This window comes from Stieleria bergensis (genome assembly GCA_007745635.1).
Lineage (GTDB): Bacteria > Planctomycetota > Planctomycetia > Pirellulales > Pirellulaceae > Stieleria > Stieleria bergensis.
In genome coordinates this window covers 266,064-281,383 of record CP036272.1, presented here as the reverse complement: position 1 = coordinate 281,383, position 15,320 = coordinate 266,064, and the positions used below count along the sequence as shown (strand labels likewise).

11 protein-coding genes are annotated in these 15,320 nt (G+C 54.8%); 6 read left to right on the top strand and 5 right to left on the bottom strand.

The window, feature by feature from the left end:
- The first annotated feature begins 243 nt into the window (after nt 1-243).
- Entirely contained in the window at nt 244-1,617 is a 1,374-nt protein-coding gene (locus SV7mr_RS00890; protein ID WP_419187940.1) for a trypsin-like peptidase domain-containing protein, read from the top strand.
- Nucleotides 1,618-1,670: 53 nt separating this feature from the next.
- On the opposite strand, the gene SV7mr_RS00885 is transcribed toward SV7mr_RS00890, so the two are convergent.
- A complete protein-coding gene (locus tag SV7mr_RS00885; RefSeq protein ID WP_419187939.1) occupies nt 1,671-3,278 on the bottom strand; it encodes a protein adenylyltransferase SelO in 1,608 nt (535 codons plus the stop codon).
- 324 nt (nt 3,279-3,602) lie between these two features.
- Between SV7mr_RS00885 and SV7mr_RS00880 the strand changes: the two genes are divergently transcribed.
- Nucleotides 3,603-4,517, top strand: coding sequence for a tetratricopeptide repeat protein (locus tag SV7mr_RS00880; protein WP_419187938.1), 915 nt, complete (start codon nt 3,603-3,605; stop codon nt 4,515-4,517).
- A 73-nt stretch (nt 4,518-4,590) separates the two neighbouring features.
- Here the strand turns inward: SV7mr_RS00880 and SV7mr_RS00875 are convergent, their stop codons facing one another.
- From SV7mr_RS00875 to SV7mr_RS00865, 3 genes are all read right to left on the bottom strand, one after another.
- Nucleotides 4,591-5,457 carry a hypothetical protein gene (locus SV7mr_RS00875; RefSeq protein ID WP_145268348.1) on the bottom strand — a complete coding sequence of 289 codons (867 nt, stop codon included), beginning with the start codon at nt 5,455-5,457 and terminating at the stop codon, nt 4,591-4,593.
- 19 nt (nt 5,458-5,476) lie between these two features.
- Nucleotides 5,477-6,022: a DinB family protein gene (locus SV7mr_RS00870; protein WP_419187937.1), complete on the bottom strand. Its 546-nt coding sequence runs from the start codon at nt 6,020-6,022 to the stop codon at nt 5,477-5,479.
- A 144-nt stretch (nt 6,023-6,166) separates the two neighbouring features.
- Nucleotides 6,167-6,619: a hypothetical protein gene (locus SV7mr_RS00865; protein WP_419187936.1), complete on the bottom strand. Its 453-nt coding sequence runs from the start codon at nt 6,617-6,619 to the stop codon at nt 6,167-6,169.
- A 339-nt stretch (nt 6,620-6,958) separates the two neighbouring features.
- Here SV7mr_RS00865 and SV7mr_RS00860 point away from each other — a divergent pair, with 339 nt between their 5' ends.
- The 4 genes from SV7mr_RS00860 (at nt 6,959) to SV7mr_RS00845 (ending at nt 12,922) form a co-directional block, all read left to right on the top strand.
- On the top strand, nt 6,959-9,016 hold the full coding sequence (locus SV7mr_RS00860; protein ID WP_145268346.1) for a biotin/lipoyl-binding protein: 2,058 nt from the start codon (nt 6,959-6,961) through the stop codon (nt 9,014-9,016).
- Between the two features lie 72 nt (nt 9,017-9,088).
- Nucleotides 9,089-10,030: an HlyD family secretion protein gene (locus SV7mr_RS00855; RefSeq protein ID WP_419187935.1), complete on the top strand. Its 942-nt coding sequence runs from the start codon at nt 9,089-9,091 to the stop codon at nt 10,028-10,030.
- Nucleotides 10,031-10,111: 81 nt separating this feature from the next.
- Complete coding sequence (locus SV7mr_RS00850; RefSeq protein ID WP_145268342.1) at nt 10,112-12,358, top strand: hemolysin D; 2,247 nt, start codon at nt 10,112-10,114, stop codon at nt 12,356-12,358.
- Nucleotides 12,359-12,541: 183 nt separating this feature from the next.
- Entirely contained in the window at nt 12,542-12,922 is a 381-nt protein-coding gene (locus SV7mr_RS00845; RefSeq protein ID WP_145268340.1) for a DUF3467 domain-containing protein, read from the top strand.
- A gap of 134 nt (nt 12,923-13,056) precedes the next feature.
- Here the strand turns inward: SV7mr_RS00845 and SV7mr_RS00840 are convergent, their stop codons facing one another.
- Nucleotides 13,057-15,234 carry a hypothetical protein gene (locus tag SV7mr_RS00840; RefSeq protein WP_145268338.1) on the bottom strand — a complete coding sequence of 726 codons (2,178 nt, stop codon included), beginning with the start codon at nt 15,232-15,234 and terminating at the stop codon, nt 13,057-13,059.
- Nucleotides 15,235-15,320: the final 86 nt, after the last annotated feature.

The window sequence follows — 15,320 nt, the reverse complement described above, 5'->3', positions numbered from 1 at the left end:
TTCCCGCTGATTTTTCGCCGGATTGGACTTGCCGCCAGCGGAGGCGTTTTTAGAGAGTGACCCCGTCGGAAAACGAGTTTCACGGCACCCTATTTCACGCGTGCATGACGCACCGCGTGAGCGCTGGCTGACAAGGTGGTCAACCGGTGGCTGTGCAACGAGTCGATGGAAAAGCTGGACACGGTTCCCCCGCAATCCATGGCTAGCGCCTTGTGGCGAGGTCTAAGGAGAGACACTTCACCAATGCAAACGTTCACCCCAAGCAACGGCTATCTTTCAAGGAATCCCGCTTCCCCTGGCTTGCGACAGCTCGTTCTGTGGATGGGATTCGCGATCAGCCTAGTGACTTGCGGAACCCTCCGCGCCTCCGAACCGGTGCTGCTCTCGTTTACGAGCGATCATTGCAGCCACTGTGTGACCATGCGTCCAACACTGGCGCAACTGGAATCAAACGGCATGATCATTCGTCATGTCAATGTCGACGAAGAACCTGGATTCGCCCAGCGTTACGGGATTCGCAATCTGCCAACCTACATTGTTTGGAGCGGTGGCAAGGAAATCAGCCGGCACGTTGGGACACAAACGACCCACGCACTGACTCAAGCGATGCGGGTGCCAACCAATGGCACCATCGCTCGAACGGCGGCCAACGTGGCACCTCATCGTCTGCTTGACCCCGCCAGGGTCCATCCCGCGGCAGCGGCCAATCTTGCCGCCGTAGGCCAGCTAGCCCCCGCACCCTCAAACGCGACCCTTCAGCCCGCAGCACCCGAATCGGTCCCCAGCGTCCAAGTGGCACACGCCATTCAAACCGCTCGAGCTGCCACCGTTCGCTTGCGTGTTCGCGATCAGCAAGGCTTTGGCGTGGGCACCGGAACGATCATTGATCAGAAAGGCGCAGACGCCCTGGTGATCACTTGCGGCCACCTGTTTCGCGACAACGGAGACAACCCCAGCATTGAAGTCGATCTCTTCATCGGCGGAAAAACACAAACGGTCTCCGGACAATTGCTGGACTTTGATTCAGAGGTTCGCGACATCGCCCTGGTTGTCATTCAGCCCGGCATGCAGATGACCGCCGCTCGGATCGCTCCGATGCAACGCAGCCCTCAAAATGGCGAATCGATCTTTAGCTTCGGCTGCGACCATGGCGCCGATCCGTCACGACGCGACAGCCGCATCACAGGCGTGAACAAGTACGACCAGCACCTCAAACTATCCAATATTGAAATCGCCAAAGCACCTGTCAACGGCCGCAGCGGCGGTGGCTTGTTTAACATGCAGGGCGAACTGATTGGCGTTTGCAATGCGGCCGATCCGAAAGGTGACGTTGGTCTCTACACCGGTCCGGGAAGCATTAAATGGCAACTCGATCGAGTCAATCTTGGCCGCTTGTATCAAACTGCAAATCCGGTCGCATCGGTGGCGTCTGCTCCCGCACCAGCACCCGTCACCGCAATGCCTCAGCCCAGCGCACCGGTGGCCATGCAGCCAACAAGCGCGATTCAATTCATCGTTGCCGATCCCAATGCACGCGGCGGACAGCGAACCGTGACGATCGATCAGCCAAGCGATCAATTGCTGCGAGAACTGCAGCCCTATCTGATGCAACGCTAGTTGTTGTCGATCAAGATTCGACAGCGGGCCACTCAGCGCGCCGCTGATCTTCGCTACGAACTACAAGACAGCATCGAACAACCGGGTCGATGCCGAGCCCACTCGGGTCGCTTGCCGGCAAACTTGTCTTTGCCTTCTTGAAACTGATAGGGGTTGCGCAGCACCTCGAGCAGTTCCATCACAGCGCTGTGATCGCCTTCGGCACTGCGGTCGATGGCTTGCTGAGCCAAATAGTTCCGCAGCACATACAACGGATTGACTTGGTTCATCCGCTGCCGTCGCTCTGAGTCACTGAATCCTGTTTGCTGCACACGCTGACAATAACGCTGATACCACCGCTGAGTCTTTTCGACGACCTCGTCACTGATTTGATCAGGGGTGTAGTAAGCATCACGCAACAGATCAACCACTCGCGCAACGGGCTCCTGACAAGGCACCTCGGCCAGCCTGCGATAGAAGATCGTCATATCCGTTTCGGCCAACATCAGGCACTCGAACAAGTCACCAAACAGCTGTTGGTCCTCGTCACCCTGAGACGTGCCCAAACCCAGTTTGTCGCACATCATCTGGGTCCATTGCTGGTCAAATGTCTCGACATATAACTGAAGCCCTGGCTGAAGTTGATCTGGATCATCATCGACCAGCGGCAGCAGGGCCCCTGCAAACTGAGCCAAATTCCACTGCGCGATCTGGGGCTGATTCCCAAATCGATAACGCTTGCCTTGAGCGTCAGTGGTATTGGGAGTCCAGTTCGGGTCGTAATCTTCCAGCCAGCCGTAGGGACCGTAATCAATGGTCAGACCTAGAAGAGACAAGTTGTCGGTGTTCATGACGCCATGCACAAATCCAACTCGCATCCAATGCACCATGAGCTTCGCCGTTCGCAAGCAAACTTCAGCGAACAATGCCGCGTAGGCCTCTTTGCTAGGAGGCCCCAGCTCCGGAAAATCATGCCGCAGACAATAGTCTGCCAGCGTTTTCAAGGTTTCAATGTCACCGCGACTGGCAAAGATTTGAAAACTCCCCAGCCGCAAAAACGAGGGCGCCACGCGACAGACAACCGCGCCCGGTTCGATTTGAGCATTGCCATCATAGAACATGTCTCGGGTCACCCCGTCACCGGTCAAGACCAACGACAGCGCTCGCGTGGTCGGCACGCCCAAGTGATGCATCGCTTCGCTGCAAAGAAACTCTCGCAGGCTGCTCCGCAGGACAGCTAAGCCGTCGGCAAACCTGGAATACGGTGTCGGGCCGGCGCCTTTGAGCTGCAGCATTTGATGCTGACCATTGACATCAACAACCTGTCCCAAATTAATGGCCCGACCATCGCCCAACTGCCCTGCCCAATTGCCGAACTGGTGGCCGCCATAACACATCGCAAAAGGATCCATTCCAGGCAGGATCGAGTTACCGGAAAAGACCTCCGCAAATTCCTGTGACTTCACCAGCGACTCGCCAATGCCAAGCTGGGCAGCCACTTCCCGTGAATGGGCAATGCACAGTGGCTTGGAGACCTGCTTGGGCAGCACTCGAGAGAAGCAAGCCTTGTGAACTTGGCGAATGGAATTCTCTTCGACCGGATCAGCAGGCAACTGGTCCGTGAAGTGATTGTCCCAACGCAGACAATCCCAATCAGGCAGCAAAGAAGCAGTCGAATTCACGGCAATTTCGGCGACAGGAGTAACGAATCAACGACGGACCACCACCATGATCTTAGCGAGCCAACAAGGCAATCCCCATGCCCTAGGTTCAAAGGCCGTCGATTGGTTGCTCAATCGCCTCAGAGACAGCGATCTTGACGCCAACCAAAGCGTTTAGGTATTCCCTCGAGCACCATGTGGTCCCTCGATGCTCGCGTCATTGTTCTCATCATCCGCTCGATGATGCTTTTTTCCTGCTTGGCGATGCTAGCAGGTTGTCAGATCAGCGCGCCGATTCATGTTTGGCAAAAACCAGCCCTCGCAGGCCAATTGCGACCCAAGATCATGGTCGCCCCCCTCGATGGACCGCCAGAATCCGCTCAGGCCATTCGCCGGCAACTCCTGGAACACGTGGCCAATGACGCCGCCGCTACCGTGCGGCTGGTGCCTTCGGAAACCGTTGGTCTGTCAGCCTCTGACCAAGACAGCCCCCATCCAGAAATCGCGTTGGTTTCATTCCTGCGAACCGATGGCAATGACGCCTCGCTGATTTCGGCGGCTCGCCAGGAAAACGTTGACTACATCTTGCGTGGGCAAGTCCTGCCAGACCCACGACCGTTGGCGTGGCAACGTGAGAACCCTCGGCTAGGAGTCGCTTGGCAGGTGATCCCGGTATCAGCCAAGCCAGAAACCGCGACCAATTCCCCCCTGGCAACGGGCCAACAACACCTGCCCCAGCACACAGAGAATCGCTCGGCGATTGACCTGCCAGTCAGCGTGGCTCGACCGATCATCATCGACTGGAAATGGGCCGAGCAGCAGTTCTCTGATCTCGCCCAGTGGGATGATCAGGAAGCAGCATTGCAGGAAGCGCTGATTCGCCAATCCAAGTCGATTTTTGGACCCTCGCTGGAACAACATCAAATCAAACTTGAAATCACTTACGGCCTGCCAGGCAGCCGCGCGGTTCGCAACGGGGTCGCGTTGGCGATGAAGGGGCGTTGGAGTGAAGCGGAAGCGACCTGGGAAGAACTCTTAGTGCGCGTCCCATTTAACTCTGCAGCCATCCATAATCTGGCGATCGCCAAAGTCGCGAGGCAAGATTACCAAGCCGCGAGAGAACTTGCTGCGTACGCACAGCGTTTGAAACCAACCAAACTGCACAGCAAGACACTGGCTTGGGTCGAATCAGCGCAGCGCACGTACCACCAAGCGTTTCAATTGCCCGATCCGCCCGATGGCTGGGCACTAACACGATAAACGCCGGAACCTCGACAAGCGTTACGTCCAGGCGAGCTAACAGAGAAGAAACCGCAGTCACTGCCGCTGCTGTCTACTGCTTTTCGTAAAACTTTGTAATGTCCAGCGTCGCGCGACGCTCTTCTTCCATTAACTGAATCCGTGACTCCAGGCGTTCGATACGACGCGACATGCGCGAAAGCACCTCTTTGGAATCGTCTACCGGCTTGGGCCTGGGCACCGCTGGATAGCCCATGTGACGTTGCAAGGCTCCAAACAAGAACGTTGGATCCTTGCGCCGATTGGCAAAGGCGATGCGTCCTGTTTTGGCATCCAATAAGAACGGCCCTTTGCCCTCAGTGGACTGCTTGGAGGCCAACAACTGATCGCGATAGTATTCACTGGAAAGAAACAGCAAGTCCGCGAAATCAACCAAGCCAATCTGAGCTCGCAAGCCAAGAATCCATTGACTCCACTGGTTGTCATACAGCGGATCACCACTGATCGCCGTTAAGCCTCGATCGTACGTCAGGCGACTGCGGCACAAGACTTCAAACTGATACAAAAACAAACCCACCGGACTGCAATCCTGCAGCCGGTACTTTGCTTCACTGTGCAAGACTTGAAACGCCGTGCTCATCAGAAAGCGGCCCGTATCGGATTCGCTTTGATCAATCAAATACGTTTGAAAGGGCGTGAAGTAATGCGACAACTGATGCATTGCTGGACCAAGCAGCCCCGAATGCTTGATCTCTGTCAACAGATAGTCAATCGCCATCACCAGTCGCGTGGTGGCCAAGACTTCATCACGCAGCTGCTGCAGCAATTCCTGGATCGGAAACGCACCACCGCCCTGTTCGAACAACAGTTCAAACAAGTGGGCCTGTTCAATGTATTCCTCGCGTTCCAAGACAGGACCACGAGTCAAAACAGGGGATCGACGGATCGCTTTACGGTTCATAAGATCAGTGAACTCAATTTCAACGAACCGGTTCTAACGCCAAGGCACGACGCACCAACCCGATTTGCCCCGCATGAATGTGTTCATGAAGCGGACAGAACAAAACGCACCCGAGTTTGATTGGATAAGCCGCGTACGGCATCTCCACGGGCTCAAGCAACGTTTCCGCAGCAACGCTCTCCAGTTGCTGCAAACCACGCTGGTAAACGGTCTCCAAACGCTGCAACAATTCCTCCGGCTCACCCTGCTTGGCTCGATCATCACTGGGCGAGGTGCCGCGACCATATGCCTTGCGAAACCTGCCGGGAATCAGCTCTAAATCTTCCGGCTCACGGCCACGCAATCGAAACAATAACAAGCCGTACTGGCTGACGGTGAGGTGACCGACTTGCCAAGCAATGTTGGTAGGCAATCCGGCTGGCATCGTGAACCAATGCTCTTGCGGAGTCGCCTCCAAGAGTTGCAACGTGTATTGTCGGGCAAACTTGATCTGCCCGATCGCTGCCTGCAACATGCTGGGAATCTGCTCGGCGGTGGGCAAGGTGATTTTGTCTTCGGTGCTCATAAGCAAAGTGTAGCAGAGAGACCACAGGGCGCGCAAGTCGAAGCGCTGTCCGGCCAGTTACCTTGATTCAGCAATCGGCGCGATCCTGCAAGTGGCATGAATTGCCAGGCCAGCGGCAAAGCGTTGCCTGTCATCGCCAGCCATTCATTGGCGAGATTTGCGAGCGGGCTTGGCGACCAGTTGAATCTCCGGAGCCGTGACCCAGCCGCCGTGAAATGTTCGCTTGCCTTCGACAGTGTGATCGAACACAAACACACCATGCGGGGCCCCACGGCGAGGCGAAACACGCAAGATCGCCGGCTGTCCGCACTGAGTACAACGCACTCGCAAGCCATGAGCATCCAGCATCGCCTGAATAGACTTGGCCAGTTCCTTGTTCGCGTCCAAAGATCCCATCGAGCGACCGCTCATCTGAGCAAGCTGGCTTTGAATCGCCAGTCGAATTTCGCGCTGTAAACGGTTCATCTCGCGCTGCAAATCACCCAGCAACTGCTTTGCAAAGCGGGCATCCGCCTGAGCATCGCCGGAAACTCGCTCACCTAGCGGCGGACCAGCGGCAGAGGATGGGTCGGCAGATGTTTTGGACGAAGTACTCATTTCACTAGACAATCATATACAAACTGTATATGATGTCGAGCGGAATTGTGAAAACCGGCAAAGCTTGCCTGTTTGACCAACTGATTTCGACAGAGTTGGCGACTCGGGATGGAAACCGCTGCGGGTATTTACTAACGTCGCACAGCCGATTTAGTCGTTAAGACATGCATGACCGCTGGCGGTTGCCTGTCGAGTCGCAAAGCCCTCATCGGGAAGTCGCTAAATCGCCAACACAAACCACCTAGTCATCCCATCTGCCCTGCAAAGACAAGCAACGCTTCAGAGCAGTCCCGGGAAGGCTCCCCATCCACCTTTCAAATTGATTTGGCAAACTGACCCATGTCGGTGAATCAGCAATCCGTCGAAGATACCAAAGCGCAAATCCGTGGCCTAGTCAACGAGATTGCCACGTTGGCCAAGAGCGGCGCGACAGCTGAGGAGTTCTACCCCGAGTTATTGGGGCGGGTGATCACAGCACTGGCCGCAGCGGGTGGGGCCATCTGGCTGTTGGACGATGACAGTCAGCTACGACTGCAGTATCAAATCAATGCCGAGCCATCGATCTTGGCTGAGGACACCGATGACTCGGTGCGCCACCGTCGCCTGATTAGCCGTGTGGCCAATGCCGGTCAGTCGATGTTGATTCCGCCCTACAGTGGAACCTCCGACGCTGATGCAGAAGGCAATCCGACCAAGTACTTGTTGGTCGTTGGCGCGTTGGCCCATGACGGTCAGAAAGATGGCTTGATTGAAATCTTCCAGCGTCCCGACACAGCTCCGGAAACGCAACGTGGCTACCTGCGTTTTGTTGAACAGATGTGTTCGCTGGCAGCAGAGTGGCTGCGTAGCCAGAAACTACGATCGCTCGGTGATCGGCAGACGCTTTGGCAGCAAGCGGATTCATTTGCTCGCGCCGTCCACGAATCACTTGAGCTGAAAGAAACCGCCTACATTGTGGCCAACGAGGGGCGTCGACTGATCGGTTGTGACCGCGTCAGCGTGGCCATTCAAAAGGGACGCAAGTGCAAGGTTGAAGCCATCAGTGGCCAAGACACCATTGAAAACCGTTCCAACATCGTCACAGCGTTGAACAACTTGGCAACCCGAGTGTGTGCCGCGGGCGAACCGCTGTATCACGACGGTGCCACCGAGGACTTACCGCCGCAGATTGAAGATGCCTTGGAGGACTACGTTGATCAGTCCTACGGGCGAAACATCGCCGTGCTACCGCTTCGCGAGCCCTTTCGAAAACTTGGTGCCGAAAACGAAAGTGGAGCCGCCGGTGAAATCGATCGCGACAACGCACACCGTGGTGAAGTGATCGGTGCGTTGATTGTTGAACAGATTGAAACCGATCTTCCCGAAGAGATTTTCCGACAGCGCTGCGACTTGGTTTACGAGCATGGCACGCGGGCGATTGCCAACTCACAGTCCCACACCAACGTCTTTTTGATGCCGCTATGGCGAACGCTGGGACGCGCCACTTGGATTTTGCGGGCCCGCACGCTGCCCAAAACCATTGCCGTCGTCGTGCTCTTGCTGGCTGTGATTCTGGGACTGACCTTTATCCAGAAAGACTTCAATCTGTCGGCTGAAGGAACACTGGAACCGACCATTCGGCAAAACGTGTTTGCATCCGTTGATGGCGAAGTCGTCAAAGTGCATGTGCAGCGCAATCAGCAGGTCACCAAAGGCCAAAAGCTGGTCACGATGCGCAATCCGCAAATCATCATGCAGCTGCAAGACTTAAACGATCAATTGGAAAGCGCACTGGCTGAAAAACGCAAAATCTACAGCCAGCGTGTCTATGGCGCTGAACAAATGGAACCGGCCGAACGAACGGCTTTGGAAGGCCAAGAGTATCAACTGCAAACCAAGATCGCCGGTTTGCGCAGCAAGATCAAACTTCAAGAGGAACGCAAAGAACTGTTGATCGTCAAATCGCCGATTGACGGAGTGGTCACGACCTGGGATGTCACCGACAGCTTGCAGAGTCGCCCCATCATGACCGGCCAAGTTCTGATGGAGATTGCCGACCTGGATCAGGACCTAGAGCTGCAACTGAAGCTTCCCGAAAAGCGAGACAGCCACCTCGAAGACTACATTCGTGCAAACAATCTCTCGGAAGTCGAAGTCACCTACATCTTGGCGACTGACACCACCATGGATCCACTGACCGCGACGCTGAAACGTCAAGACGTTTCGCTGCGGGCCGAAGCGGATCAAGAAAACGGTTCGGTCATTTTAATGGATGCCACCCCGGACCAAGAATCACTGCGAAAACTTTCGCCCAGTGCCGGCTCGTCGGTGATCGCCAAAGTCAAATGCGGTCGCGCGGCAAGCGGTTACGTGTTCTTCCATGAAATCTACGAATGGCTTTGCAAGTTCTTCTTCTAAGCCTGATGACCGACCATTCATCCGTTTGACAGACGGTTTAAACCAACCCATCGATTCCCTATGTTCCGTCCCATGCCATCTTCACTGCGTTTGACCATTGCCACCGCTGCATTGCTTCTGGCGCCACAGATCTCGTTCGCGCAAGACGAAACGCTGCCCGCACCAACGATCACCTTGCCTAGCGCGGACGTCGCCGCTGGCGGCATCACCGTTGAACGCTGTGTCGTCAAATTCCTGAACAAGACCAAGCTGCCGTCGGAGTCGGCAGGCAAACTGATCAAGCTAGAAGTCGAAGAAGGCATGGCTGTCCAAGCGGGACAAATCATCGCTGTCATTGACGCCCGCCAAGCCGAACTGACGATGCAGCAAAAGACGGCTGAAGAGAAAGTTGCCAAACTAAACGCCGAAAACGACATCAATAAACGAGACGCGGTCGAAACCGAAAAAATTGCCCGCGCTCAAGCAAACAGTTTCGAGGAGCTGTACCAACGCAGTGCTGCCGGTTACTGGGAGATGCGCAAGATGCAAGCCGAAGCGGATCGCGCCAAACTGCGAATTGAGTTGGCCGATATCAACGCCAAAGTCGCTGGCGCCGAACACTCCATTACCCAATACGCAACCCAGCTGGTTGAGCTTGAAATTGAAATGCGAACCCTTCGCGCTGACTTTCCCGCGTATGTCGAAAACCGCTACGCCCAACTGGGCGAATGGGTGCAACCGGGTTCGCCGATTTGCGAATTGGTGCAAATGGATGTGGTCCGCGTGGAAGGTTACGCCCGCGATCTGAACGGCCTGATCCGCCGAGGCATGCCGGTCAAAGTTGAAATCACCGTTGGCGGCAGCATCGAACAACCGCAGATCGAACCCTTCGACGCGGTGATTGACTATGTCAGCCTGGAGCGCAACATCAATGGTGAACATCGCTTCTGGGTGAAGATCAAAAACAAACCGGTTGGCAATGATTGGCTTGTCAAACCTGGCATGCAAGCAACCATCACCGTGTTGCCTCAGTAATCCACGCCCCGCCGCAGACACTCATCCCCACGCCCTGCAGAATCTCCAAACGCCTGATGGCGTTGCTCTACTCCACCGCTCATGACCACGCTTGCCGAATCTCTGATCAGTAGCTCGTCGCGACCGTTAACGGTTCGCCGACGCCCTGATTTGGTGTCCAGTCGACACCGCTATCAGGGAGCGAGCTATTGGGTCATCAAAGAACCGGTGGGACTGCAGTACTATCGTTTCCATGACGAAGAGTTCTTCATTCTGAACATGCTTGATGGGCATGTCAGTTTGCAGCAAATCAAAGATGGATTTGAACAGCGTTTCGCGCCTCAAAAAATCACCTTTGGAGATTTGCAGCAATTCATCGGAATGTTGCACCGCAGTGGTCTGGTGATCAGCAATTCGCCGGGTCAAGGAAAAGCCTTGAGAACCCGTGGGCGAACGAAGAAAAACAAAGAAATGATGGGCAAAGTCGCCAACGTGTTTGCGTTGCGATTTCGCGGCTTTGATCCTGAACGCATTCTCAATGCGATGCTGCCCTGGATCGGTTGGATCTTCACGGTCCCGGCACTCTTTGGGTTCATCGGTCTGTTCACTGCGGCCTCGATGCTCTTGGCAACGCAGTATGACACGGTCTATGCGCGACTACCGACGTTCCAGCAGTTCTTTGCTGCCGACCGCTGGCTGATTTTGGCCGCGACGATGGGCATCGTTAAAGTGCTGCACGAATTCGGGCACGGGCTGAGCTGTAAGAAGTTTGGCGGTGAGTGTCACGAAATTGGCTTCATGCTGCTGGTCTTCACGCCCTGCTTGTATTGCAACGTGTCCGATTCATGGATGTTGCCCAACAAATGGAAACGGGTCTGGATTGGTGCTGGGGGGATCTATGTTGAAATGATCTTGGCCTCGCTGGCGGCCTTTGTCTGGTTCTTTACCAAATCGGGAACCACCATCAATGACCTGTGTCTAAACATGATGTTCCTAAACGTCGTCAGCACCGTGTTAGTCAACGGTAACCCGTTGCTACGATTCGACGGCTATTACATCTTGATGGACCTTCTGGAGATCCCCAACCTTCGCCAGAAGAGCACTGAAGTTCTCAAACGCTGGTTCCAATCGACCTGCTTGGGATTGGAACTTCAAGATGACCCGTTTTTGCCCACGCGTGGCCGACTCTGGTTTGCAATGTTTACGATTGCCAGCGTGATCTATCGCTGGGTGGTCGTGTTTTCAATTTGCTGGTTCGTCATCAAAGTCCTGGAACCCTACGGCCTGGAAGTGATCGGACGGGTTGTCGCGCTGATTGGTTTTTCCGGTCTCGTCGCGCAACCAGTGATTCAAACGTGGAAGTTTTGTCGAACTCCCGGGAGACTTTCAAAAGTGAAACGATTCAATGTCGCTGTCAGTCTGGCAATCGCTGCCAGCGTGGTTGCAGCGGTGGTTTACATTCCGTTCCCACACCACGTCGACTGTGCGTTTGAAATTCGGCCCACCGAATCAGGCCGAGTGTACGCGGGAACCAACGGTCAGATCATTTCCACGGTTCAGCCAGGCGATCAGGTTATCGCTGACGAAACCGTGATTGCCGAGCTTCGCAATCGCGATTTAGAAATGCAGATGCGAGACCTGGAAATCGAAGAAAAGATGGCGCGCTCACAGCTCGAAAAGCTTAAGCAACGCATCTTCACGGACCCCGCGCTGGCTGCCGAACTAGAGACACAGGGAGAAATCATCGAGTCGATTGAACACCGCAAAGCGTTGCTCCAAGAAGAAGCGGATCGATTGAAGATCAAAGCTCCGATCTCTGGGACCGTGATTCCACCGCCGAACCGTCCAGCCCCCAAAGACGATCGCGGACAGCTAGACACCTGGCACGGATCGCCCTTGGACAAACGCAACCGCGGTGCCTTGCTCAGTAGCGAAGATCTCCTTTGTGAAATCGGCAACGCCGATGACTTTGAAGCCATTCTCGCTGTCGACGAGGGCGATGTTCAACTGGTCAGCGCCGGACAACTGGTCGACCTTAAACTGGACTCACGCCGCATGCAGACGTTCTCAGGCGAAATTGTTGACAAATCAGTTCAGCCGCTGAGCAACATTTCCAGCTCGATGACCAGTCAAACCGGTGGCGATTTACAAACCGAAATCGATCCCACCACCGGCCAGGTGAAAGCCCGAAACGTTACCTACCAGGCTCGTGTGCCGCTGAAGGACATCGCTGGCGAAATGCCACTCAAACCAGGCTTTCGTGGCAGTGCCAAAATTCACGTCGCCCCAAAGTCGTTATGGCAACGGCTATGGCGAGTGATTACCAAGACATTTAATTTTGACCTCTAAACAACAAGTCAATCCCCGTTCACTTTCGTGAGTTTGAATCCTGCAGGCAGTGCCGCCAAAGAGTTTGAACTGACGAAGCGAGTTAACTTTTCCTTTTGTTCAACGATCGCCTGTCTTGATTGTCATCAAGTGATGCCAGCCATATCAGCGCGGTCGGACATTTACCCCCTGTGGAGTTTTACGATGGCCGAAGAAACGACCAAGCCAGAAGCAGCTGAGCCCCCCGCCGCACAAGCCCAAACGCAGCAACCGGTTCAAGTTCAAGTTAACGATGACAGCGCACTCGCCACCTACGCGAACTTCTGCCGCGTCACCGGTTCTCCCGAAGAGCTGATCGTAGACTTTGGCCTGAACCCACAACCCGTCGGTGTGCCAAAGGATCCCATTGAAGTCAAGCAACGTATCATTGTGAACTTCTACACCGCCAAGCGTTTGCTGGCTGCCTTGCAAATGTCAATTGCCCGTCACGAAGCCGTCTTCGGCGTGCTGGAAACGGACATCAACAAGCGAGTCCGTCCGGGCTTGGCTCAGCAGCAACAAGCAGCACCAGCTGCCAAAGAATAAGTTCAGCGTCTCGCTGTGACACAACAACCGCATGCCGGCAACGGCATGCGGTTTTTTTGTGCGCCGAGACATTTCAGGGACAGAACAATAACAAGCAACCGTGGCCAACGCCAAAACGGCTGATGGACTCGCGTCTACTGACGCACGTCGAGCGGACAATTTTGCACGTTGACTTGGCCGTGCTGGTACTTGATGGTTGTCCACTGACCTTCGATCGGCAAACGAACCTCCATCCATTCCCATTGCTTTGGTAACGCGGGACGCACGGTCAACGTCCGTTCAGGGATCGAAACACTTAAGCCTGCCAAGCCCTCTAAGTACAACAGAATCTTGCCAGCGTTAAAGTTTGAGTACTGGTCACCGAACAAACTGCCATCGCGACGATAGGCTTCCGGAGCAACCGGTATCTGCCACTGTGAGTGATAGTTGTAGTTTTGCAAATGATTAAGCGTCAACTCGCTCGCCACCTCCGCCATCCCCTGACGAAACATGCCATCCAATGTGAAGTAGGCAGTGTCCGGCGTGTAACCGAACGAGTGATCATCTGGCGTGCTGAACGTCTTCATGGCTTGCTTTGACATTGCCAGCGGGAAGTAGTCCCCATAGAAACCCCGTTCGCGATTCACCGCCCAGGACTCCACCATCGCTTGGGCATATTCCTTTGGAAAGTGCTTTGACCGCATGGCCCAGAACCCGTTGGTCATGATCATCCCGTTGTCTGGAGCGGCAAAATAGTTGTCAACGCCATGCGCTTGCCAACGTTGATCAAACATCAACCGAATGTGCTCTCGATCACGCCGTACCAGCTGCTGCCAGTGTGCAACATCTTCCTGATTGCCCGTCAGCTTAGCCATTGCCTCCAGAGTTTCGGCAACCTCAAATTCATTCATGGCGAACACGGAAATTCGCTTCCAGAACAACTCTTTGAAGTGCCCTTCGTAGCAGGCCTTCAGAAACTCGACATCGCCGGTATGTTGATAGACCTGCCATGCCGAAAGCACATGTTCCGACATCTCGCCGCCGTAAGCACCGCTATGCCACGTTCGGCCCTTGTTGTCAGCGAGCATCCGCAGCCCATTGTCCAGCTCGCGGTAACGTCCATTTTTCGTGAGATGCTTCCAAGTCAAAACATTCCCATAGGCATAGCGTGGCTGATCGCTTAGCCAAGCACCCACTTTGATTTGAAACATCGCATCATAACGGTGGATGCCTAGAAAGTTATTGACGGCGGTTTGAGTGTGCGGTTCGAGCTCCCAGTCCTGTCCAACATCGATGTAATACATCAGGTACAGCGACCAAAGATAGTAGTAAATCTCCACCATCTTTTTGTCCGAACAACGAAAGTAAGGCACCTGCTGATTGAGTTGCTGGTTCAGCACTCGGGTCTTGTTTTGCAACCAATCGGCGGAGTGCTGCACGGCCTGTTTAGCCGCAGTCTTCGCTGCGTTGGCTTCATCATTCATCGCCCAGGCGACCACCAAACCCTCAGAATCACAGGGAGCGCGAATGGTATAGTGCTGGACGTCCTGTTGGTCGGCTGTCACCTCCACTGAACCGTCCAGGTTTGACGAGAACGCCAGCGCCGTCGTCATTCCATCATAAACACAGGGTCCAAACCGTTCCCGATCCACGGGGCCCGGATCCGGTCTTGAACGAACCGTTCCACCTTCAAGGATCAGCAAGACATCCTGAGTCGGATCTACAGTAACCTGGGCGGTAGACGTTTGGCTGTTGCGTGAATAAAAGCTGTGACCAGAAAACTCGATCGTTACAGGAACCGAAGACTTAATGATCGAAACGGCGGCATCATTGGCTGCGATAAACTTCTCTTCGGTAAGGGTGACACCATCAAGTTCATAACGGCAGACCAGTTTATCGGGCCGCCATCGCATGCTGGTCGGCTTTGGCGTTTGAACTCGACGGTCTCCAATCCGCACACTGCCATACAGCACACGAGTGTCTTTGTAGAATTCCCAGCCCAAGTAATCATTACCCCGGCCAGTGTTCTCACCGCCACGAAGCTCGCTTTCCAGAAGGCCGGTTCCGCGACTGCGCAAGTCATGATGAAACGGATGCGTCAGGCCAATGGTCTCGTCCTCAATCGGATCCCAGCTGGCATGAAAACCGCCGACATAATAACTCAGGTTACCAGCCAGAAAGCCATGTTTGCGTCCCTGAATCTCCTGTTCAAGTCGAGCACAGTAATCCGTCATCGGCGGTTGCTGTGCAGAAGCAACGGGCCGCGAAACAACCGGCAGCGAAGCAACGGGAAGCAGGATTGAGGCGAGGGCGCCGCAGATAAATCGAATCATTGGGTGAAATCAAGCCAGAGGAAGAATGACGAAACCGCTAGGCTGACCGAGTGAGCCAGCCCACTGAAGCATACGTTACCTGCATC

Coding starts and splice junctions, on each gene's coding strand:
- SV7mr_RS00890 (WP_419187940.1), top strand. CDS start 244: ATGCAAACGTTCACCCCAAGCAACGGCTATCTTTCAAGGAATCCCGCT.
- SV7mr_RS00880 (WP_419187938.1), top strand. CDS start 3,603: ATGGTCGCCCCCCTCGATGGACCGCCAGAATCCGCTCAGGCCATTCGC.
- SV7mr_RS00875 (WP_145268348.1), bottom strand. CDS start 5,457: ATGAACCGTAAAGCGATCCGTCGATCCCCTGTTTTGACTCGTGGTCCT.
- SV7mr_RS00870 (WP_419187937.1), bottom strand. CDS start 6,022: ATGAGCACCGAAGACAAAATCACCTTGCCCACCGCCGAGCAGATTCCC.
- SV7mr_RS00865 (WP_419187936.1), bottom strand. CDS start 6,619: ATGAGTACTTCGTCCAAAACATCTGCCGACCCATCCTCTGCCGCTGGT.
- SV7mr_RS00860 (WP_145268346.1), top strand. CDS start 6,959: ATGTCGGTGAATCAGCAATCCGTCGAAGATACCAAAGCGCAAATCCGT.
- SV7mr_RS00855 (WP_419187935.1), top strand. CDS start 9,089: ATGCCATCTTCACTGCGTTTGACCATTGCCACCGCTGCATTGCTTCTG.
- SV7mr_RS00850 (WP_145268342.1), top strand. CDS start 10,112: ATGACCACGCTTGCCGAATCTCTGATCAGTAGCTCGTCGCGACCGTTA.
- SV7mr_RS00845 (WP_145268340.1), top strand. CDS start 12,542: ATGGCCGAAGAAACGACCAAGCCAGAAGCAGCTGAGCCCCCCGCCGCA.
- SV7mr_RS00840 (WP_145268338.1), bottom strand. CDS start 15,234: ATGATTCGATTTATCTGCGGCGCCCTCGCCTCAATCCTGCTTCCCGTT.